General features: G+C 56.4%; 23 protein-coding genes. 15 read left to right on the top strand and 8 right to left on the bottom strand.

The window, feature by feature from the left end; all coding sequences use genetic code 11:
- Positions 1-5: 5 nt before the first annotated feature.
- From ACWHY3_RS19485 to ACWHY3_RS19455, 7 genes are all read right to left on the bottom strand, one after another.
- A complete protein-coding gene (locus tag ACWHY3_RS19485; RefSeq protein WP_448128208.1) occupies positions 6-401 on the bottom strand; it encodes a DUF192 domain-containing protein in 396 nt (131 codons plus the stop codon).
- A 213-nt stretch (positions 402-614) separates the two neighbouring features.
- Positions 615-1,220 carry a recombinase family protein gene (locus ACWHY3_RS19480; protein WP_448128207.1) on the bottom strand — a complete coding sequence of 202 codons (606 nt, stop codon included), beginning with the start codon at positions 1,218-1,220 and terminating at the stop codon, positions 615-617.
- 163 nt (positions 1,221-1,383) lie between these two features.
- Positions 1,384-2,043 carry a restriction endonuclease gene (locus tag ACWHY3_RS19475; RefSeq protein ID WP_448128206.1) on the bottom strand — a complete coding sequence of 220 codons (660 nt, stop codon included), beginning with the start codon at positions 2,041-2,043 and terminating at the stop codon, positions 1,384-1,386.
- A 57-nt stretch (positions 2,044-2,100) separates the two neighbouring features.
- Positions 2,101-2,385 carry a hypothetical protein gene (locus tag ACWHY3_RS19470; RefSeq protein ID WP_448128205.1) on the bottom strand — a complete coding sequence of 95 codons (285 nt, stop codon included), beginning with the start codon at positions 2,383-2,385 and terminating at the stop codon, positions 2,101-2,103.
- Between the two features lie 12 nt (positions 2,386-2,397).
- Positions 2,398-2,862 (bottom strand): hypothetical protein, encoded by a 465-nt coding sequence (locus ACWHY3_RS19465; RefSeq protein WP_448128204.1) that lies wholly within the window; start codon positions 2,860-2,862, stop codon positions 2,398-2,400.
- Positions 2,859-3,284, bottom strand: a complete 426-nt coding sequence (locus tag ACWHY3_RS19460; RefSeq protein WP_448128203.1) for a hypothetical protein — start codon at positions 3,282-3,284, stop codon at positions 2,859-2,861. The genes ACWHY3_RS19465 and ACWHY3_RS19460 overlap by 4 nt, the downstream gene beginning before the upstream one ends.
- Before the next feature lie 11 nt (positions 3,285-3,295).
- Positions 3,296-3,544, bottom strand: coding sequence for an H-NS histone family protein (locus ACWHY3_RS19455; RefSeq protein WP_448128202.1), 249 nt, complete (start codon positions 3,542-3,544; stop codon positions 3,296-3,298).
- Between the two features lie 118 nt (positions 3,545-3,662).
- Between ACWHY3_RS19455 and ACWHY3_RS19450 the strand changes: the two genes are divergently transcribed.
- From ACWHY3_RS19450 to ACWHY3_RS19380, 15 genes are all read left to right on the top strand, one after another.
- A complete protein-coding gene (locus tag ACWHY3_RS19450) occupies positions 3,663-4,355 on the top strand; it encodes a lytic transglycosylase domain-containing protein (protein WP_448128201.1) in 693 nt (230 codons plus the stop codon).
- Positions 4,352-4,678 (top strand): hypothetical protein, encoded by a 327-nt coding sequence (locus tag ACWHY3_RS19445; protein WP_448128200.1) that lies wholly within the window; start codon positions 4,352-4,354, stop codon positions 4,676-4,678. Before ACWHY3_RS19450 ends, ACWHY3_RS19445 begins: the two co-directional genes overlap by 4 nt.
- Positions 4,665-4,949 carry a TrbC/VirB2 family protein gene (locus ACWHY3_RS19440; protein WP_448128199.1) on the top strand — a complete coding sequence of 95 codons (285 nt, stop codon included), beginning with the start codon at positions 4,665-4,667 and terminating at the stop codon, positions 4,947-4,949. The genes ACWHY3_RS19445 and ACWHY3_RS19440 overlap by 14 nt, the downstream gene beginning before the upstream one ends.
- A gap of 64 nt (positions 4,950-5,013) precedes the next feature.
- On the top strand, positions 5,014-5,355 hold the full coding sequence (locus ACWHY3_RS19435; RefSeq protein ID WP_448128198.1) for a type IV secretion system protein VirB3: 342 nt from the start codon (positions 5,014-5,016) through the stop codon (positions 5,353-5,355).
- On the top strand, positions 5,356-7,926 hold the full coding sequence (locus ACWHY3_RS19430; protein ID WP_448128197.1) for a VirB4 family type IV secretion/conjugal transfer ATPase: 2,571 nt from the start codon (positions 5,356-5,358) through the stop codon (positions 7,924-7,926).
- A 13-nt stretch (positions 7,927-7,939) separates the two neighbouring features.
- The gene (locus tag ACWHY3_RS19425; RefSeq protein WP_448128196.1) at positions 7,940-8,629 is read left to right on the top strand and encodes a type IV secretion system protein; all 690 of its coding nucleotides are present in this window, start codon (positions 7,940-7,942) and stop codon (positions 8,627-8,629) included.
- A 1-nt stretch (position 8,630) separates the two neighbouring features.
- Positions 8,631-8,894 (top strand): EexN family lipoprotein, encoded by a 264-nt coding sequence (locus tag ACWHY3_RS19420; protein WP_448128195.1) that lies wholly within the window; start codon positions 8,631-8,633, stop codon positions 8,892-8,894.
- A 15-nt stretch (positions 8,895-8,909) separates the two neighbouring features.
- Positions 8,910-9,947, top strand: coding sequence for a type IV secretion system protein (locus tag ACWHY3_RS19415; protein ID WP_448128194.1), 1,038 nt, complete (start codon positions 8,910-8,912; stop codon positions 9,945-9,947).
- A gap of 123 nt (positions 9,948-10,070) precedes the next feature.
- Positions 10,071-10,250: a hypothetical protein gene (locus ACWHY3_RS19410; RefSeq protein ID WP_448128193.1), complete on the top strand. Its 180-nt coding sequence runs from the start codon at positions 10,071-10,073 to the stop codon at positions 10,248-10,250.
- Entirely contained in the window at positions 10,250-11,008 is a 759-nt protein-coding gene (locus ACWHY3_RS19405) for a virB8 family protein (RefSeq protein ID WP_448128192.1), read from the top strand. The genes ACWHY3_RS19410 and ACWHY3_RS19405 overlap by 1 nt, the downstream gene beginning before the upstream one ends.
- A gap of 11 nt (positions 11,009-11,019) precedes the next feature.
- On the top strand, positions 11,020-11,910 hold the full coding sequence (locus ACWHY3_RS19400; protein ID WP_448128191.1) for a TrbG/VirB9 family P-type conjugative transfer protein: 891 nt from the start codon (positions 11,020-11,022) through the stop codon (positions 11,908-11,910).
- Positions 11,907-13,100 (top strand): type IV secretion system protein VirB10, encoded by a 1,194-nt coding sequence (virB10, locus tag ACWHY3_RS19395; protein ID WP_448128190.1) that lies wholly within the window; start codon positions 11,907-11,909, stop codon positions 13,098-13,100. Before ACWHY3_RS19400 ends, virB10 begins: the two co-directional genes overlap by 4 nt.
- 47 nt (positions 13,101-13,147) lie before the next feature.
- Positions 13,148-14,122: a P-type DNA transfer ATPase VirB11 gene (gene virB11 / locus ACWHY3_RS19390; protein WP_448128189.1), complete on the top strand. Its 975-nt coding sequence runs from the start codon at positions 13,148-13,150 to the stop codon at positions 14,120-14,122.
- A gap of 5 nt (positions 14,123-14,127) precedes the next feature.
- A complete protein-coding gene (locus ACWHY3_RS19385) occupies positions 14,128-14,502 on the top strand; it encodes a histone-like nucleoid-structuring protein, MvaT/MvaU family (RefSeq protein WP_448128188.1) in 375 nt (124 codons plus the stop codon).
- Positions 14,503-14,582: 80 nt separating this feature from the next.
- Complete coding sequence (locus ACWHY3_RS19380) at positions 14,583-14,792, top strand: hypothetical protein (protein ID WP_448128187.1); 210 nt, start codon at positions 14,583-14,585, stop codon at positions 14,790-14,792.
- A gap of 2 nt (positions 14,793-14,794) precedes the next feature.
- Here ACWHY3_RS19380 and mobF read toward each other — a convergent pair whose 3' ends face one another.
- The gene (gene mobF / locus ACWHY3_RS19375) at positions 14,795-17,770 is read right to left on the bottom strand and encodes a MobF family relaxase (RefSeq protein WP_448128186.1); all 2,976 of its coding nucleotides are present in this window, start codon (positions 17,768-17,770) and stop codon (positions 14,795-14,797) included.
- Positions 17,771-17,778 lie beyond the last annotated feature (8 nt).

Here is a 17,778-nt window from a genome sequence, read left to right as displayed (position 1 = left end):
ACCGACTACTCCATGCCCGGCGCAATCGGCCGGGGTTCAGCATTGAAAGTCAGGCACTCTGCCTGGACGTGATCACCGACGCTGATATCGTCCTTCCTGAACTGCCCCTTGCCTCGCTCGAGCATGGCCAGTATCGGCCCTGGTGGGACGTGGTAGTCGAGCGTTTCGGGAGCCATCATTTCGATCGCGCTAATCCGGCCAGTCGGATCGATGAAGGCGACTGATAGTGCGACATGGGTGTCTTTCATCCAGACAGCGGGGGTCGTGGGCTCGCGCCACACGAACAACATCCCTTTGCCGATGTCTTCGCGGCCAGACAGGCCGCGTTGTTGTTGATCCTTGGTAATGGCGACAGGATAGAGGTCGCTATGGTCAGCAACCGTGACGCGGCAGCTCTCCATGGGGGGCGCATGGTTAGTACCATCGGCCATCGCGTGCCAAGTTGCGACCGCTGCTAGCGACGCTGTGCCGGCGACCATGACTACCTGGTTGCATTGAAATTTTGTAATGAGGCGTCTTATACTGTGAAGCATCAGCCGAGTTCTCCTTTGCGCTGATATCCGCGCCCGCTGGCAATGCCGTGCCTATAGCGGGCGTTTTCATTTCTGTCCGTCCTACCCTGTTTCCTTCTCACCTCGAAACGCTCGAAAGTATGTCGTTCGGGAAATCTTGTAACGTGCGCATACCTCGGTGATCGAGCACACGTCAGCATCGACAAGCGCTTTGATCTCCGCCTTCTGTGCGTCAGTGAGCGACTTGGGTCTGCCACCGACGCGACCACGTTTGCGGGCAGACTTGAGTCCCGCGGTAGTCCGCTCGATAAGCTGCTCGCGCTCGTTCTCCGCGTAGGCCGCGTTCATCGCGAACATTAATCGCCCGGTTGGCGTGCGAGTGTCAATTTGCTGGGTCGTCGAAACAAATTCGATCTCGTTCTGGTTGAACCATTCCATGAGACCCAGCAAGTCGCCTGTCTTACGCCCCAGTCTATCGATCCGCCAAACCACGAAGGTATCGCCTGGCCGGAGCGCCTTGAGTGCCTGCGCTTGCTCGGGAAGAAAATCGACACCACTCACCTTGTCCTGGTAGACGACATCGCAACCCATGGTCTCGAGCGCGTCGAGCTGCAAATTCAAGTTCTGTTGCTCTTTCGACACGCGGGCATACCCGATGGTGCGTCCGACTTTAAGCGGCTGAGTCTGGCGATCATTGTCGTCGATCATGGTACTTTCTCGATGTTGCAAAACCACCGTTTTTGGAACTTTGATTTTGAAACAGGTTTTGAAACATCTCAACCCCCTTTTTCGACTCTTTTCAGGCTTCCAGCGACGGGTGCCAGAAACGGTCGTTTTTGGCACCCATGCCGACTAGGCATATGGACCCGTTTTAAAGGTCCAGTGACCTCTGTTGGGGTTTGGGCTGCGGGACGGCCGGCGAAGCTGTCGACGACTGTCGAGTGGTCGCTGTGGTGTCTTCGGTCGACTTCTCAGGCACCGGCGTCTGATCGTCTAATGGCGTCAGCAACTTGATCAGCCGTCGACCGCTCACGATGCTGACCCGATCGTGTCCGTTGGCCAGCGCCCGCGGCAGCTTCCCGGTTCGCCCGGTATGAATGAAGATTCCCCAGCACTCGTGGCGATCGACAAGGGCGCAGAAATCCCGCATGTGTCGCGCGTTGATGTGATTCCGGTAGCGCTTCGCTTGAATGATGTAGCGCTTGCCCGCGATCTCGACCTGGCCGTCAATGCCGCCGTCGCCGCTATAACGCTCGTTGCGACGAACCCTTTGGCCACGCTGCTCGAATGCCTCGAGTATCGCTTCCTCGAAGACGAAAGGATCGATCTTCCGGAGATAGGCCAGCTTCTGCTCGAACCGGGGTATGTGGGGGAGTTTGGCGATGACCCGGCGCGCCGACCGCTCGCGGCGTCGCTGGCTGGGCCTGCGGATGCCCAGAATCTTTCTCAGTAAGCGCCAGAAGATGCCCGCATTGAACAACACAAGAAGGGCCAGCGCGCCGCCAACCGGGATCGCCTGTTCGAGAGACATGGTAGCTCCATCAAAAAAGCGAGCCCTGGGGCTCGCTCTTGGGGTCGTGGGAATGAATCAGTCGTGGAATCCCCACTGCAATTCACCGCCACTGCCAGGCTGAGTTTCGCAGATTCGACCACTGATAATCGTGCCCTTGCTGAACTGCTGACCATTGATATAACAGTAGTGCTCACGGGGTGCTGGTACAGTGGGACGCCGGGTCAATGCATGAACACGGGCCTCGAGCTCCCCGACCTTCATGCGCAGGCTATCCACTTCGGCATTGGTCTGATTGACCGATTGGGAACTGGCACAGCCTGTAAGTGCCCCCAGCAAAACGATCCCTAAAACCTTTTTCATGCTCCAAGCTCCTTACTTCGGAATGTAGCGGGTATTGTCAACGACTCGGCCATATCCCGCGTTTCCTTGTTCCATAGGAACAACGCTTCCGTCCGCCTGATAGAGCTCGAAATACCAGTAGTTCCTGCCCATGCACCCGTGTGGGCGATATTCATTGTTGCCGTACATCCGGCAGGTCTCGTTTTTATGGTACTCACCATTGTAAAACGTGGCGTTACCATATTTCTGAGACATCGCAAACTGCGGGTCGTAACTCTCTTTCGATGCGCACGATGAATAGTTCGGTAGCGGCGACTTTCCCTCCTTGAGCCGATCCATCATGGCGTCATAGGGGCCTTCGCAGTTTGATCCCCCAGGAAAGCCCGCGGGCAGACATAGCCAGTTGGCACACTCGTCGTCCGACGCGGCCATCGCTGAGTTGGTGGCACCGATCCCGCCGGCAAGGGCGATGGCAAGGATCAGGGATTTGTGAATCATGCTGCCTCCTTCTGTTGGGGGAGTTTGAGTTTTTCGTTCGCGAAGCTAAGCGCGTAGATGATGGCCAGGTAGCCGCCATAGACCGCGCCACAAAGCGCAAGACCGATCGACATGCGCCCCATGCCTTCCCAGTCCGGGGTTTCGGGGAAGAAGTAGTAGAAAGCCACGCCCATCAGCAGGCAGACAGCGATGGAGCCGATGAACCAGGCAACCAGTCGATAAAAGAAGACGAGGGCTTTGGTCAGGAAACCCGTCCCCACGATCGCGGACCAGCGAATCGTGCCAGTGGCGCCTCGGCGCAACGCGCCACCGATCACCTGCCGGCGACGGTGGCTGCGTGCCTGCTTGGCCTTGTCGCGCTTGAGGCGGCGAGAGTCGAGAACACGCTCTTTCTCTTTCTGGAAATCGACGACCCTTGGCATGGCCATATCTCCTATCTAATCCGGAAGTCCTCTAAACTGCGGCCTTCCTCTTCGATGTACTTCCTGAGCCACTTTGGTCTGGGGCCGTAGCCGCTCCAGGTATGAAAGGGGTTCTCAGGGTCTCGGAACTTTGGGGGATGTTTCGACTGCCCCCCTTGCGTAGCAATGTTGACCGGCACGAACTCGATCCGGGTTACTGGCACCTGCTTTTCCTTCTTCTGGCCTATTTCGTCGTTCTTATCGCCCTGTCGTCTTGACATCTCGTTGAATCCTTATAGGCTAACGATATCATCTGAAACCATACTTTCAAGACATAATTACCTTATGCATATGCAATCGCTTACACGTCGATGCGCAGCCTTCTCATTGGCAGTTCTCATGGCGCCGGCTACCTTAGCCGCTTCACCGGTGGAAGCGGTAGAAAAGCCGATCGCCGCCTCCGTCATCGCGCTCGCAAAGCGATGCGCACCTGAGGTCCATCCTCTGACCATGGCGTACCTGGTTGCACAGGAGTCTTCCAATCGACGTTTGGCCATCAATATCAACGGTGGGGGTAGTTTATCGCCAAGGACTGAGGATGAGGCCATTGCCATGGTCGAACGCCTGAGCGCTGAGGGCGCGAACTTCGATGTGGGCTATGGCCAGATCAACTCCGGTAACTTTGGATGGCTAAATACTAGTGCAGTAGAATTATTTGACGGCTGCAAAAATTTGAAAGCAGCGCAAACTATTCTCACAGCATGTTACGGAAAAGAAACAAACGCCAGTACCGAACCTCAGCGCGCGCTGCGAAATGCCTTTTCCTGCTACAACACCGGCAACTCGGAAAACGGTTACCGAAACGGCTATGTGGCCTCCGTCCAAAGCATTGCGGACGCCCATCGCGTTCCTGAATTATTGCCGACCGAAACGGCTTCCGCAGCCAGTAGCGAACCATCACAGGGCGAGCCCGAAACACCGGACTACGCCAAGGATGCCTTTAGTGCCGACAAAGGCGATGCCTTCGCTAACAGCGATGGTGGCGCCTTTGAAAACCCACAAGATACCACGGCTGTAATGGGTGATAGATGAACGCAACGATCCGGGTCTATGTGCTGACACAGCCGTATATCAACGAGCGGAAAGACAAGGGGGTGATCACCAACGTAACCATCCATCGAATACAGCGGATATCAGGAAAGGAGTGGTTGCCAATTTTCCATATCACTGAGGAAAGCGATCAGGAGGTCGCTTGCGTTATCAAGGCGAAGGACACGGGTAACGTCCGGTACTGGTCCTCTCTGGATAAATTGGCCGAGTGGATACGTGAGGAAATGGAAATCTATTTCCCACAGCTCAATCTCGGAAACGTCGAATTAATCTGCCAAGGGGAAAATCTGAATGAGAGCAATTGAGCACAAGTCGCTGGCCTTCGTCGCAGCATTGATGGCCTTCTTCGCAACCTCGCCGGCGTTCGCGCAGGTCAGCACTGCCGAATCGTCTTTCGCCAACCTCGAAGACTGGTTGATGCAGTGGATTCCGGCCGCTGCGACCGTAATCATCATTGTCTGTGCCCTGGTGTGGATGATCGGCTGGCTGCCCATGGTCTGGGCTGGTCGCATCGTCATCGGTTGCATCATCATCGGTTCGGTGTCGGCGATCCTGGGCTTCTTCGGCCTGAGCTGATCGCATCATCATCGCCAGCAACCCAGCGGCGGGCTTACCGCCGCTGACTCATTGAGGGCCACCCATGTTCACTTTGTACAAAGGCGCGACGCGACTGCCCACGTTCCTGGGTGTCCCTCGCACCCCCATGATCGTCACGTTGATGGCCTGCGCCACGCTCTGGCTGCACATCCAGCTATGGGCACTGCTGGTGCTCTTCTTCGCGTGGTTTATCGAGTTTTGCATCTGCAAGCACGACGATCGCGCCTTCCGAATTCTGGCCCTGTGGTTTCGTACCAAGGGAATCAATCGCATCAGGACGGCCGTCAGCCACCGCCGGTTCAACAAAGGCGACGAGAAGAATCCCCTCGATGTTTGGCAGGGATCTTCCTACTCACCCATGAGCAACGTTCGCGAGGATCAGTAAATGCTAAAACCCGCAGCACGACGCTATCGCGGTGAGCAGGCCGCAGCGCAATACATTCCGTTCCGAAGCCACGTCACCGAGAACATCATCAGCACCGAGAATGGCGAGTATGTGACGACCTTTCGTGTCCGGGGGCGAACCTACGAAACGGCGTCTGACCAGGAGCTGATTCAGTGGTGTCTCGACCTGAACCACATGCTGAAACAGGTAGGCGACGAACACGTCTCGTTCTGGACACACCTGCACCACAGGAAGGTCGACGCCTACCAGTCGGCCCACTTCCCGACGAGCTTTGCCCGACGCCTTGATGAGAACTACGCGGCCAAGTTCGCCAAGCAGCCTACGATGGCCAACGACCTATATCTTTCTGTGGTCTACAACCCCGTCGGTGATGCCACGCAGCGCTATCTCTCCAAGATGGAGAAGCTGAGCCGTGACGACATCCGGGAGCTGCAACAGGAGGCCATCGAGGACCTGGAGAGCATTTCCAGCCAGATAATGGGGGGAATGAGCCGCTACGGAATCGAGCGCCTGGGCGTGTACTACCGAGATGAGACCGGCGAGGTGGCACCTACCGTCGTGATGAACGATGCCGACGAGGATCTGGACGAGGACGATCTGCTCGACGACAACAAGTTCACGGCACCCGACATCAAACAGGCAATCGGCAAGCAATACGCTTATTCCGAACCGCTCGAGCTCTTCTCGTTCCTGGTCAACGGAGAGTGGCAGCCAGTCCTGATCGGGCGCCGGAAGATTAGCGAGACGCTGCAATACAACCGAACGGTAGCCAGCATGTTCGGTGACATCATCCAGATTCGACAGCTCGATGGTGTTCGTTATACCGCGGGCATCGAGATCCGCGACTACGAGCCGAGCACCGAGCCGGGTCAGCTCAACAAGTTCCTGGCAGCCGATTTTGAATTCGTGCTGACCCAAAGTTTCAAGTGCATGGGCCAGCACCAGGCCCGGACCTATCTCACGCGGGCGCAAAAGGCCATGCGTGAGACCAATGACCTCGCCGTTTCGCAGACCGACGAACTGAGCCTGGCAGCGAATGATCTGGTCAGTGGTGATTTCGTGTACGGTTGGCACCACGCTACCCTGCATGTGTTTGGTCACAAGAATCGGACGGCGGCGAAACGAGCCAGCATCGCGCGCACGATGATGAACAACTGCGGCGTCTCCGCGCAACCGATCGGTATGGCGTCAGAGGCCGCCTACTACGCGCGCCTGCCAGGCAATCAAGCTCTGGTTCCCCGACCCACGCCAGTAACGTCGAAGAACTTCCTGTCGTTCTCGAGCTTCCACAACCTTCACACCGGTAAGCCTCGGCTGAACCCCTGGGGTGATGCCGTGGCCATGCTCGAGACGACTGCCGGAAGCCCTTTCCATTTCAACTGGCACCCTACCCCGCTGCATGCTGACTCAGTGGGTAAACGCCCTGCTGGCCACACCCTGTTCCTGGGCAAGACCGGCGAAGGTAAGACGACGTTGATGAACGCATTGTTGACGTTCTCTACCAAGTACAAGCCGCGGAACTTCATCTTTGACCGCGACCAAGGCATGCGCCAGATGGTGATGGCGCTGGGGGGCTACTACCGCGTGATGAGGGAGGGCGAAGCCAGCGGATTTCAGCCGCTTCAAATGGAGCCGACACGCACCAACATCGCCTTCGTCAAGCGGCTGGTTCGAGTCTGCGCCGAAACGACGCTAGGCCGTCAGCTTGATCCCCAAGATGTGGTCGCGATCAACGAAGGCGTCGATGAAGTCATGGGCGACGAAAGCCAGTTCTCCCTTGAAGAACGGACCATGACCACGCTCATGCAGCAGGTGCCGGACCCCGAGCGGACCGACGCCGACAGCAAGAGCACCCTGGTGGAGCTTCTGAGCCCCTGGTGCGAAGGTGGCCAGAATGGCTGGTTGTTCGACAATACCCACGATGAGCTGGACATGAGCGTTCGCGACATCATGGGATTCGACCTCAGCGAGTTCATTGTCGAGAAGGATGAGCCGGCCCCTGAAACCCGCGCGCCGATGCTGATGTATCTGCTGTTCCGCATTCGTAAGACGATCGATGGCACCCGGCCAACGATCGTGTCGATGGACGAGTTCCACAGCTACCTCAACGATCCGATTATGGATATCGAGATCAAGCGTGGGTTGAAAACAGACCGTAAGAAGGACGCCATCTACGTCTTCGCGACCCAGGAGCCTAACGACGCTATCGAGAGTCGCATTGGTCGCACCGTGATTCAGCAGATCGCTACGACCGTGATGTTGGCCAACCCACAGGCGAGTCATCGAGATTACGTCGAAGTCATGAAGCTGACCGAAGAAGAGTATCGCCAGGTTGCATCGATACCCGAAGGATCGCGGCAATTCATGGTTAAGCAGGGGTCAATGTCGACGATGGCACGGCTTAACCTGGCGGGAATGGACCGTGAAATCTCGATCCTTTCTGGAACGCCAGACGGAGCGGAATTGTGCGACAACATTATCGAAGAACTGGGCACCGACGATCCAGACGTTTGGATGCCTGAGTTCTGGAAACGTCAAGGAATCGCATGAAGGGGAAGCGACCATGATTAAACATGTATTGACAGCCGCAGTGTTATCCGTGGGGTTTACAGCAGGTGCAGCCCACGCACAAATTGCGACGCTGGATATGAATTCTATGGCGCAACTGACACAGCTTGAAGATTCAGTCAAGCAACTACAGCAGCAGTACCAAAAACAGATAGAGCAACTGGATGCGATTACAGGGACATCGGGAATGGGGTCGATAGGCGGTAATTCCGCCTATGATGCTGCACAAAAGTTCCCAGAGCAGTGGGACGACGTATATGGAAGCTCAAATGCGTATTCATCGAACGCTGAGCAAACTATTAGCAGCCTCGACAATGAAATCAGTAACATGACAAACGATGAGGCAATTGAGTACACGCGACAGAGGTCGAGGACTAAAAGCGCTCATGATCGAGCGGTTCTGCAAAAAATCTACGACGATAATCGCCAGGAGCTGGAAAACCTCTCAGAGCTACAAGAGGAAATTAAAACCGCAACGACGCAAAAAGAAATAGAGGACCTGCAAGCCAGGATCAATGTATCTCAAGGCACAATCGATGCACAGAACATGAGGCTTGCAAACATGATTGGTTTGCAGGGCTCCCAGTCTCAAATGTACGAGGACCAAAGACGACGTGCAGTTATGAAAGGAATCGTGGGTGATAAAGATTCAATGTCCTCAACCAACTTATCATGGGGTAATTAAAATGAGCTTAAAGAGCGTTCTGGTCTTGGTCACGGCGGCGGCAATCATGATGCTTTCTGGTTGCAATGACGAAGATCCCAAAACTGTAGAGTGGTGGTCTCAGCATGATTCTGAGAGGAAGGAGTTCGTCGAAGAGTGCAAAAATGATAGCGCAGAAGCCATGTCCACCAACTGCCAAAACGCTATGAGAGCTGAGTCGAAAGATGAGATCATCGGTGACAAACGGTCTCTAAAAAGCTCTAAAATTTCCCTGGACGGAAACTAATAAAGGAGGGGCGAAGTGGACTTTACATTTGTCGCAGACCTGTTCGATATCCTCGACACTGTTGCTACCAATTACGCTATCGAGAATATTTCAAACACGATCACACTTATCGTCCCCATAATCAGCTTGGGCCTGGCGGTTTCACTGTTGATCCAAGGGCTATTCATCATGTTCACGCCCGCCTCCGGTGAACCGCTGTCCGGTTTGTTCCTTAGGTTTGCTCGCTACGCAGCGATTCTTGCAATCGCAGGAGCCGGCGGATTATACCAAACCGATTTTGCTTCTACTGCGTTGAGCTTGCCCGACCAGCTATCCTCCGCTTTGTACATGGGAGGCACTGGTGCCTCAAGCGATAGCATGGGTAGCGTTATTGATTCTGCCGCAAACAAAGGTGGCATTTTGGCTAAAGAGGCCTTCGATAACATTGGCTGGAGCTTTGACAGTATCGCTTCTCTTTATATTGGGGTTCATATACTTGTCAGCACCTTCTTCCTTTGCGGTATCGGCGCCGCCTTTATTCTAATGGCGAAGCTTATGCTCGCCATAATTGTCGGTCTTGGCCCTATCTTTATATTCGCCTTGATGTTTGATGGCACAAAAAGATTGTTCACGCCGTGGATTGGCGCGCTCTTTAACTACGTTCTCCTTGCAGTCCTAGTGACAGCAGTATTTTCTATTATGAACACCTTTTATGAGCAGGTTATCACGCAAGCGCTACAGGATGAAAACTCAGACAAGATATCTACGGTGATGGAGTCCGGAATACTCGTTATTGTTACTACATTCATCATGTTCAAGATGCCAGGTCTGACATCTTCAATCACTAGCGGAATCGCGGCCACCTATGACGGATATCGAAGCGCATCAAGGGGTGGAGGTGGCAAATCACTAGGCTCCAATGCTGGGGCAGGTGCTGGAGAGGCAAGTAGGCTGTCACGAGCAGCGGGTGCAGCGAAATCGGGTGCCGCTTCCGCCGGCGCTGGAATAAGAGCTGCCGGTGGTGCAGCGGGGCAAGCAGCCGGCGCTATTCTCCGTTTCGCGCGACAAAGATAGCATTTAGATCAACAACTTGGGGCGCCCGACGAAGGCGCTCTTTCTTGCGCCTGAATTATGTCTTGAAAATGTACTTTCAGGGTATAATATAAAGGTACTGAGTCACAGCAAAGGGATAGCTGTATGCGTTCTGTTCTGTTCGGCCTCCTGTTGGTCCTAACCGTTACCGGTTGCGCGTCATCACCAACGCCCCCTCCTGAGCCAGATATGTCGAACCTGGTTGATGTCAACCGATACGTCCCAGAGGAAATCGATAGATCCAAAGTGCAAGCCAACGCTACTGGTCAAGGGAGCCAGGAATAATGCTTCGAAACAAACGCAATCGCCGAGATACAGGCACGGCAACCGATCAAACCGCTCCCACCCAGGAAGAAGAAGGTATCGAGCGCGACAAGCTGAAAAGCCACATGGCGCGACGGGGCACGTTGGAAGCTGACCTTTTCTTTGAGATCAAGAAATCACGCTCGCTGGCTTGGAAGGTGGCAGCCGGCGGATTCTTCTGCGGCATAGTGGGACTCGGCCTAGCGGGTTTCACACTCCACCGGTATGCCCAGCCGATCGCTTCACAGCTACTAACGCTGGACTCCGATACGGGAATCGTTGAGCCAACGCAACTGGTGACCAGTCAAAAAAGCTATGGAGAAGCAGTCGACGCGGGATATGTCGCACGCTACATCCAGGTTCGAGAATCATATAACTACTATCAACAGCAAACGCTTTACGACACTACGATGTTGATGTCGAGCCGCACAGTGGCACAGCCCTACGCAGCTCAATTCGGCGGTCAGAACAGCCTCGACAAGCGCTGGGGTGATTCCAAGGTTGTGAGAGTGGAAATCAACTCCGTTATCGCGAACCCACAGACCGGCCAAGCGACCGTTCGCTATACCACTCAAAGGCAGGATCGAGGCCAGCGATTACCTGACCCCGAGCAACACTGGATCGCGACTCTTTCCTATGAGTACCCCAACCGGACCATGGACGTTGATGATCGCTACAAGAACCCTCTTGGGTTTTTGGTAACGAGCTTCGACAAGCATGCCGAAAACACTGGGCGCTGAGGGGAGTCGACATGAAAAAACCAATCATCGTACCAGTCTTGGCTCTAGCCCTGAGCGCCGCGCCGCTTGCTGCTCATGCTGTCGATAGAGGGCGCGATTCCCCCTACGACTATCGGATCAAGACCGTTGAATATAATCCGATGGATACCGTGCGGGTCGATGGTGTCGTTGGCATTGCAACCCAGATTCAGGTCGCCCCCGACGAACAATATGTCACCCATGCTTTCGGTCAAGCCGGGGCCTGGGCATTTACGCATGTCGAAAACAACTTCTTCATTCGCCCGATGGCTGAGGAGAGCGACACCAACCTGACCATCGTTACCAATAAGCGTACTTACCACATCCTCCTTCACTACATCGGTAGCTACACGGCCGAAGAAAACGGCCAGGAAGTCGAAAAGTTCATACATACGCCTTGGTCGATGCGTCAGGCCACGGTGTCAGTTCGATTCGACTACCCGATGGAGGACATGGCAAAGGCAAACGCCGAGCTGCAAGATCGGCGCGTTCAAGAGGCGCTGGACCGAGCCGATCCGGCTGAAGCGGTCAATCTGGATTACCGCATGTCGAATGCGGTCGGCTCACGATCGATTCAGCCTCTGAATGTTTGGGACAACTACTCGTTCACCTATTTCAAATTTCCAGCTAACGCCACTCTCCCGACAGTGTTCGTGATTGGCCCCAACGGCGAAGAAACGGTTGCCAACGTCTCTGTCGAAGGCGAAAACAACAACATCCTGGTAGCCAGCCAGACGGCACGTGAATGGCGCATCCGGTATGGAGATAAAGTCGTTGGCGTCGTCAACGGTGGATTCAACCCCTCCATCGGCGGAAGCACCAGCGGAACCGTGTCGCCAAACGTCAAACGTGTGATGAGGGACAGTGAAGGGGGTGACCAATGAGTTCTCGAGACGTAGATGTCGATCAAGTGATCGACGGCAACAATGAGAATGCCGGTACTCCGCCTGATGATAACTTCGACGATCGTGAAGCCTTTGATCCTGGCAATCGGAAGCGTGTTCGGGGTGCGAAAGGCTTTGTTCTCCTCATGAGCCTAGTGGTTCTAGGCGCGCTCGTAATACTTGGCATTAGGCTTTTAAAAACAGACGAAGAAGTTCAACCAGACAACAACCCCAACACCCAGCCGGCGACCAGTTCGCGTTATCAGTTTGATAGCGCACCGCCGGCGCCACCTCAGCCCCAGCAGCAGGAGGCGCCCCCCTCCCCCGAACCGACACCACAAGTGGCTGTGCCTGCGCCGGAGCCTGATAACTCGTTTCGTATGCCGCCACCCGATAGTGACGACGAAGAAGCGATGACACCTGAACAGCGTGCCATGCAACGTCGGCTGGCCAATTTCGAGAATTTCGATTCGCCCATCGACTCATCTGGAAGCGGCGCCGGCGGCGGGCAACAGGGTTCGGGTCAGCCTAGCGACGACAGCCAGTCATTCTTTGGCAAGCTCAACAGTGGAGAAGTTGCACGCGCAAAGGCCTCTCGTCTCGAGCACCCGTCGATGACGGTGCCACAGGGCACCATGATCCTGTGCGGAACGACAACGGAACTCGACACCACCGTGCCCGGCCAGGTTGGCTGTATGGTCAGTCGGGAGGTCTATTCTGCTGACCGACGCGTCCGCCTAATCGACAAGGGCGCTCAGATTTCGGGGCTCATTGGTAGTGGCATCCAACACGGTCAGGCACGCGTTTTCGTTGCCTGGAACCGTCTGCGTAATCCCGACAACACTGTCATCAACATCGACAGTTCGGGCACTAACGCACTGGGTTCCGCGGGGATTCCCGGCCAGGTCGACACCCACTTCTGGGATCGTTTTGGCGGCGCGCTACTGGTCAGTGCTTTCGGTGATCTGGGTGATGCCGCGGTGCAATCACTGGCAGACAACGCCGGGGACAGCAACACGAACATCAACCTGAACAACACTTCATCCACCACCGACCAGCTCGCTCAGGAAGCCTTGCAGGCCACGATCGACATCCCCCCAACGCTCTACGCAGAGCAGGGCAAGCCAGTGGCCATCTACGTGGCCAAGGATCTCGATTTCAGCGATGTCTACGGTCTGGAGATGCAATGACCACAGCACCTGTCATCAACAAGCGAGTGAGCCGTGACACCAACGTCGTGGCCCAGCTTGCACCCTTTCAGCAGTATCTCGATGATCCCGATGTCACCGAGATACGAGTCAATAAACCCGGCCAGGTAGTCACGGACACGCGCTCTCAGGGGCGCGTTCTTCATGATCGGCCCGATATCACTCTCAAGAAGCTGGAAGCGCTGACCAAGGCTCTGTGTCACTGGAACGGCGTGGCCAGGAAAGCCATCAACTACCTCGAGCTCCCCGACGGCTCCCGCGGCACCATCGTGTGGCCACCGGCAGTCCTCACCGGCACCGTCCTTGTGGCGTTTCGAAAGCATCTTCCAGTGATCAAGACGCTCGAGGACCTGGAGCGTGAGGGCCGATTTTCCAGCACACGCCAACGGACCTATAGCGATGCCCGTAAGCTGGAAGACTTCGAGCAGGATCTTCTCGACAAACTGGCCAACAATCAGCTCATCGAGTTCTTCCGGGGTGCAGTCAATCATAAGCTCAACATCGCGATCGCAGGCTCTACGGGAAGCGGCAAGTCGACCTTCACCCGCAGCTTGATTCGTGAAATCCCCGTCACGGAACGCCTGATCGTTCTCGAAGACGTGCACGAAGCCGGTTCAGATGCCCACCATGAGATGGGCTATATGCGCTATGGCGACGGGGCTGGTCGCGTGTCGGCCAGCGAGTGCTTGACGGCCTGCATGCGCCTCACGCCTGATCGGATCATCCTCACCGAGCTTCGCGACGATGCTGCCTGGGACTACCTGGAAGCGTCGAACACTGCCCACCCCGGTGGCATATTCTCAACGCACGCGGAAAGTGCAGCCAGCGTGCCGGCGCGCCTGGCTACGCTGGTCAAGCGATCCGAGATTGGTCGAGGGCTCGACTGGGAAATCATCATGAAGACCATCAACACGACACTGGACGTCATCATCTTCATGGAGCACTACGCCATCACCGAAGTGCTGTACGATCCGCAATTCAAGAAAGAACAGATGATGAAGTGAATGCCATGACCTTTCTCTCGCAATACCTACGGACGCAAGCGCAAGTGCAAAAGCTCCGCCTCGAGCTCGACGTTATGCGCCGCAACGCGCGCCTAGCACACGACCTCGAGATGCGAGAGAAGGTCCTGACCATCGTGGCGGACTATGGCCGCGACATCGACGACCTGGCTGCGATCGTCGACCTCGAGCGCGGATACCATCACCGCCCCCTCCCCCGCTATCAACCCTCGGGCGCCCATAGCCCGATGCTTGTCTACAAGAACCCGCACACAGGCCGTGTCATCGAGACACGTGGCCAGAATCACCGAGAACTCAAACAGTGGAAACAAGCCTATGGCACCGACGTGGTGCTTTCATGGCTGATCGACAAGCGAGAGTAGACACCCAAGGAAGGTACACAAAGGGTACTTAAAGGGTACTCAATAGGATCACGCCGGGTACAGGTAGGGTACAAAACCAAATGCGCTACGACGAACGCAACTTCAACGGCCGGTGGTTTAGGTTTACCGGCCGACGACTACAGGTGCTGCGAAATGGCCAATGGATCACCCTCAAGAGCTGGCGATCCGGTGTCCATACCTCGTTAATGCAGGCGCACGAAGCGTTCACCCGCGAACGCTTCGACGCTGGCATGTCTCTAACGGATGTCATCAACCGCGGCGGTCTTTGACCCTAACGCTCCAAACCACGATCGTCAGCCTTCTCGCGCTGCTGCTTCTGCTGACGTTCACGAGCCGCCTGCTGCACTTCCTGTCGCCCTTCTCGTTCCTGCCCGCCGAACCCTCGATCGTCGCGTTCCTGTTTCCGGTCGCGATCGCCGTTCTCATGTTCATGTAGGTGACGCTGTAGCTGTTTGAGATCCAGCGCCGTCGATTTCTCCGTTTCCTTGCTCACGGCCGCCGGCAGCTTCTCGCGGCTGTCGGTATAGACGTTGGCTTCGTGGCGAGCGCGGGAGATCGCCACGTAATACACCTCCTTCGATGAAGTCCGCGACTTGGAATCGAGATTCACGAAGATGCGATCCTCGGTCAGCCCCTGAGAGCTGTGAACGGTGGTCGAGTAGCCATAGCTGAGTGGCAAGGCACCCTTGTTGTCGAGCTTCACCACACGGCCTTTGTCGTTTTCCATCAGCAATCCGGAGCTACTCACATCGCGAACGGTAAACCGCTCGCCGGTGCGAAGATCCAGGTTGGCCACGTTGCGCTGGATCTTCACCTGGTCGCCCTTGGCCAGCTCCTGCTTGTCGACCCGGTACACACTGAGCTTCGAGGCTCGAGACGGATTGAACTGGATCTGCTCGCCGGTGCTCGAGGTCACCGTCAGCTTGTTGCCTGGTCCGTTGTCGATAATCCGGTACTGCTCACCCCGTACCAGCCCCACCTTGTAATCCTTCTCTGGGACGATGATCTGGCCCTTCTGGTAATACCGGCTGTCCTTGCGCTCGGGTTGGGTCGAGTCGTCGCGATGCATGAGCTCGAAAGGTTTCCCGGTGCCTTTGAGGCCCATCATTTCACGGACGAATCCGTTGATCTCCTGGCGACTTTTGTTGGTGCCGGTCAGCACGATCGACTTCTCGCGGTCAGCCGCGGGCAGCGCCATGAAGTCCTGGGCCATCTTGAAGTGACGCTCATTGGCAACCGGAACCTCTTGAATGCTCTTGAGGTGGCCAAGGGATTGGCCGGTCTTCCCCTCGGCGGCAAACTGAACCGCTTTCAGCAGCTCTGGCGAACTTTTCTGCCGCTGTATCTCATCCATCCGCGACGTTTGCATCCCTGCCTTCATCAACTGCTCCATCGGCTTACCGGACTCGATAGCCTTGGTCTGGCTGATATCGCCCAGCATGACGAGCCTGGCGCCATGGCGGTCTACCTCTTTCATCAGGTCACGCATCTGACGTGCCGGGACGACCCCGGCTTCGTCCAGGAACACGACGCTCTTGGGTCCCAGATTCTTCTCGCTGGCCTTGAGGAACGCCGCCACGGTCTGCGAGTCGATGCCTTCGTTCTTGAGGTTGCCAACCTGGCTGTTGTACATGGCCACCCCTTGCACCTGGTAGCCGCGGTCTTCCAGCAGCTCCTTGGCTGTCGTGGTCATGAAGCTCTTGCCGACGCCGGCGTAACCTTGGACGGCGGTGAAACGGTTGGTGCTAGTGCCAATCATCTGGACCGACTCACGCTGTCCCTTACTCAAGGTCGAGTGACGCTCGAGGAATCGATCGACTTCTTTGTCCTTGGCCACCGCCGCGACACCGCCGCGCCCCTGGCGCTCCATACGCAGGATGTCCCGCTCGCGCTGCATCGCGATCTGCGTGGTGTAGCGAGGCTCCGCTTTGAACAACCGCCCCTGTTCGATGCCTTGATCGACCAGCCGGCGAGCCTCAGCCTTCGAACGGCCCGTGTCCTCCTGCACCTGGCGCGTCCATTCGGCACGGGTGAGCGCCGGACCTTCCTCGCTCTTTCCTTTACGCCCATTACCGGCCTGATTCATCGACCGATAGGTGTCGGACTCCTTGATTAGATGGCCTTCACGGGCCCGACGCTCGATCGCGGCACGGATGTCGGTGATCGACACCACGGGCTGGCCATGGGTCAATGCATCGTGCTCGAGCTGCTTGGTGGTGACGATCGCCTGGCGCTCGGTGTTCTTCTCGATGGCGAACTTCACCGACTCGTTAGCCCAGTGCTCCCTGGGGTTGCTGAGATTGGTCGGCATGCTTTGCCGATCGACAGCCTTGGGATCGTAACCGGCCCCGGCCCACTCCTTGCGCGAATAGTCGATACCCGCCTCTCGGGACCGCTCCTGCCAAACTTCACGCAACACCTCACGATCGACGTTGCCGTCCTTCTTACGCCGTGTCGCCAATGAGAGCTGGTTTTTCTCCGCCTGGGTCGCGCTGCCGCGATCCAGGCCTTTTTCGGCCAGCGCCTTTTCGATCTGCTGGCTGCGCTGGCTGAAATGGTCAACCTGCTCGCGGGAAAAATGGGCCAGGTCAAAGGTGCCGTTCTTGTCATAGCGAAGCTGGAACCCTTGGCTATGAAGCTCTTTGGCCAGCTCCGCCCTGTACACGTTGCCCAGATGGGACAGCGAATTGACGATCCGATCATTGGTCAACGCCCGCCACTCGCCATCTTTACGCTGGGTCAGGTTCATGACGAAACCGTGGGTGTGAAGCTGTGGATCGAGTTCGCGCGACGTTTCGTGTCGGAAGGCGGCGACGGCCAGGTTCCCGGTTTCTTCGATACTCGTCTTGCCCTGGGTGGTGCTGCGCGCCATGGCCAGCCCCTCGGCCTCTTTGACGGCGGCCGCTACCGCCTTGTCATGGGCATCGATGATCCGCTGGTCACCATGGACCAGCGCCTGCAACGAGACCCCCTTGGGGGCCGAGAAAGTCAGGTCATAGCCAAGGCGCTCCTTGTCCATGTCCTGGAGCTTCACCCGCCGAAGCTGGGTCTGGTCATCGATGTGGCCACGCATCAACTCATGGAAACGCGACTGATCGACATGGCCATCGAGCCCCAGTGTCTCCGCGGCCTTGCCATGCCACTGCATGGCAGACCCGTCCTTGGCGTAGTAATCATCGGCACTGTCGGTGTAGTAGGACACGACACTGCCAATCTGCTGACGACTGATCGTGGTGATGTTGAGCATTCCGGGAC

It is taken from the genome of Salinicola sp. NYA28a, assembly GCF_976982775.1.
Note: the sequence above shows the minus strand (reverse complement) of the source record. Positions and strands in the feature narration are given on the sequence as shown.

Bases quoted from the DNA above. Each gene is read 5' to 3' on its own strand.
- ACWHY3_RS19435 (WP_448128198.1), top strand. From the start codon at position 5,014: ATGTTCACTTTGTACAAAGGCGCGACGCGACTGCCCACGTTCCTGGGT.
- ACWHY3_RS19425 (WP_448128196.1), top strand. From the start codon at position 7,940: ATGATTAAACATGTATTGACAGCCGCAGTGTTATCCGTGGGGTTTACA.
- ACWHY3_RS19445 (WP_448128200.1), top strand. From the start codon at position 4,352: ATGAACGCAACGATCCGGGTCTATGTGCTGACACAGCCGTATATCAAC.
- ACWHY3_RS19470 (WP_448128205.1), bottom strand. From the start codon at position 2,385: ATGAAAAAGGTTTTAGGGATCGTTTTGCTGGGGGCACTTACAGGCTGT.
- ACWHY3_RS19475 (WP_448128206.1), bottom strand. From the start codon at position 2,043: ATGTCTCTCGAACAGGCGATCCCGGTTGGCGGCGCGCTGGCCCTTCTT.
- ACWHY3_RS19430 (WP_448128197.1), top strand. From the start codon at position 5,356: ATGCTAAAACCCGCAGCACGACGCTATCGCGGTGAGCAGGCCGCAGCG.
- mobF (WP_448128186.1), bottom strand. From the start codon at position 17,770: ATGCTCAACATCACCACGATCAGTCGTCAGCAGATTGGCAGTGTCGTG.
- ACWHY3_RS19440 (WP_448128199.1), top strand. From the start codon at position 4,665: ATGAGAGCAATTGAGCACAAGTCGCTGGCCTTCGTCGCAGCATTGATG.
- ACWHY3_RS19420 (WP_448128195.1), top strand. From the start codon at position 8,631: ATGAGCTTAAAGAGCGTTCTGGTCTTGGTCACGGCGGCGGCAATCATG.
- ACWHY3_RS19380 (WP_448128187.1), top strand. From the start codon at position 14,583: ATGCGCTACGACGAACGCAACTTCAACGGCCGGTGGTTTAGGTTTACC.
- ACWHY3_RS19450 (WP_448128201.1), top strand. From the start codon at position 3,663: ATGGCGCCGGCTACCTTAGCCGCTTCACCGGTGGAAGCGGTAGAAAAG.
- ACWHY3_RS19465 (WP_448128204.1), bottom strand. From the start codon at position 2,862: ATGATTCACAAATCCCTGATCCTTGCCATCGCCCTTGCCGGCGGGATC.
- ACWHY3_RS19385 (WP_448128188.1), top strand. From the start codon at position 14,128: ATGACCTTTCTCTCGCAATACCTACGGACGCAAGCGCAAGTGCAAAAG.
- virB10 (WP_448128190.1), top strand. From the start codon at position 11,907: ATGAGTTCTCGAGACGTAGATGTCGATCAAGTGATCGACGGCAACAAT.
- ACWHY3_RS19400 (WP_448128191.1), top strand. From the start codon at position 11,020: ATGAAAAAACCAATCATCGTACCAGTCTTGGCTCTAGCCCTGAGCGCC.
- ACWHY3_RS19455 (WP_448128202.1), bottom strand. From the start codon at position 3,544: ATGTCAAGACGACAGGGCGATAAGAACGACGAAATAGGCCAGAAGAAG.
- ACWHY3_RS19460 (WP_448128203.1), bottom strand. From the start codon at position 3,284: ATGCCAAGGGTCGTCGATTTCCAGAAAGAGAAAGAGCGTGTTCTCGAC.
- ACWHY3_RS19480 (WP_448128207.1), bottom strand. From the start codon at position 1,220: ATGATCGACGACAATGATCGCCAGACTCAGCCGCTTAAAGTCGGACGC.
- ACWHY3_RS19405 (WP_448128192.1), top strand. From the start codon at position 10,250: ATGCTTCGAAACAAACGCAATCGCCGAGATACAGGCACGGCAACCGAT.
- ACWHY3_RS19485 (WP_448128208.1), bottom strand. From the start codon at position 401: ATGGAGAGCTGCCGCGTCACGGTTGCTGACCATAGCGACCTCTATCCT.
- ACWHY3_RS19410 (WP_448128193.1), top strand. From the start codon at position 10,071: ATGCGTTCTGTTCTGTTCGGCCTCCTGTTGGTCCTAACCGTTACCGGT.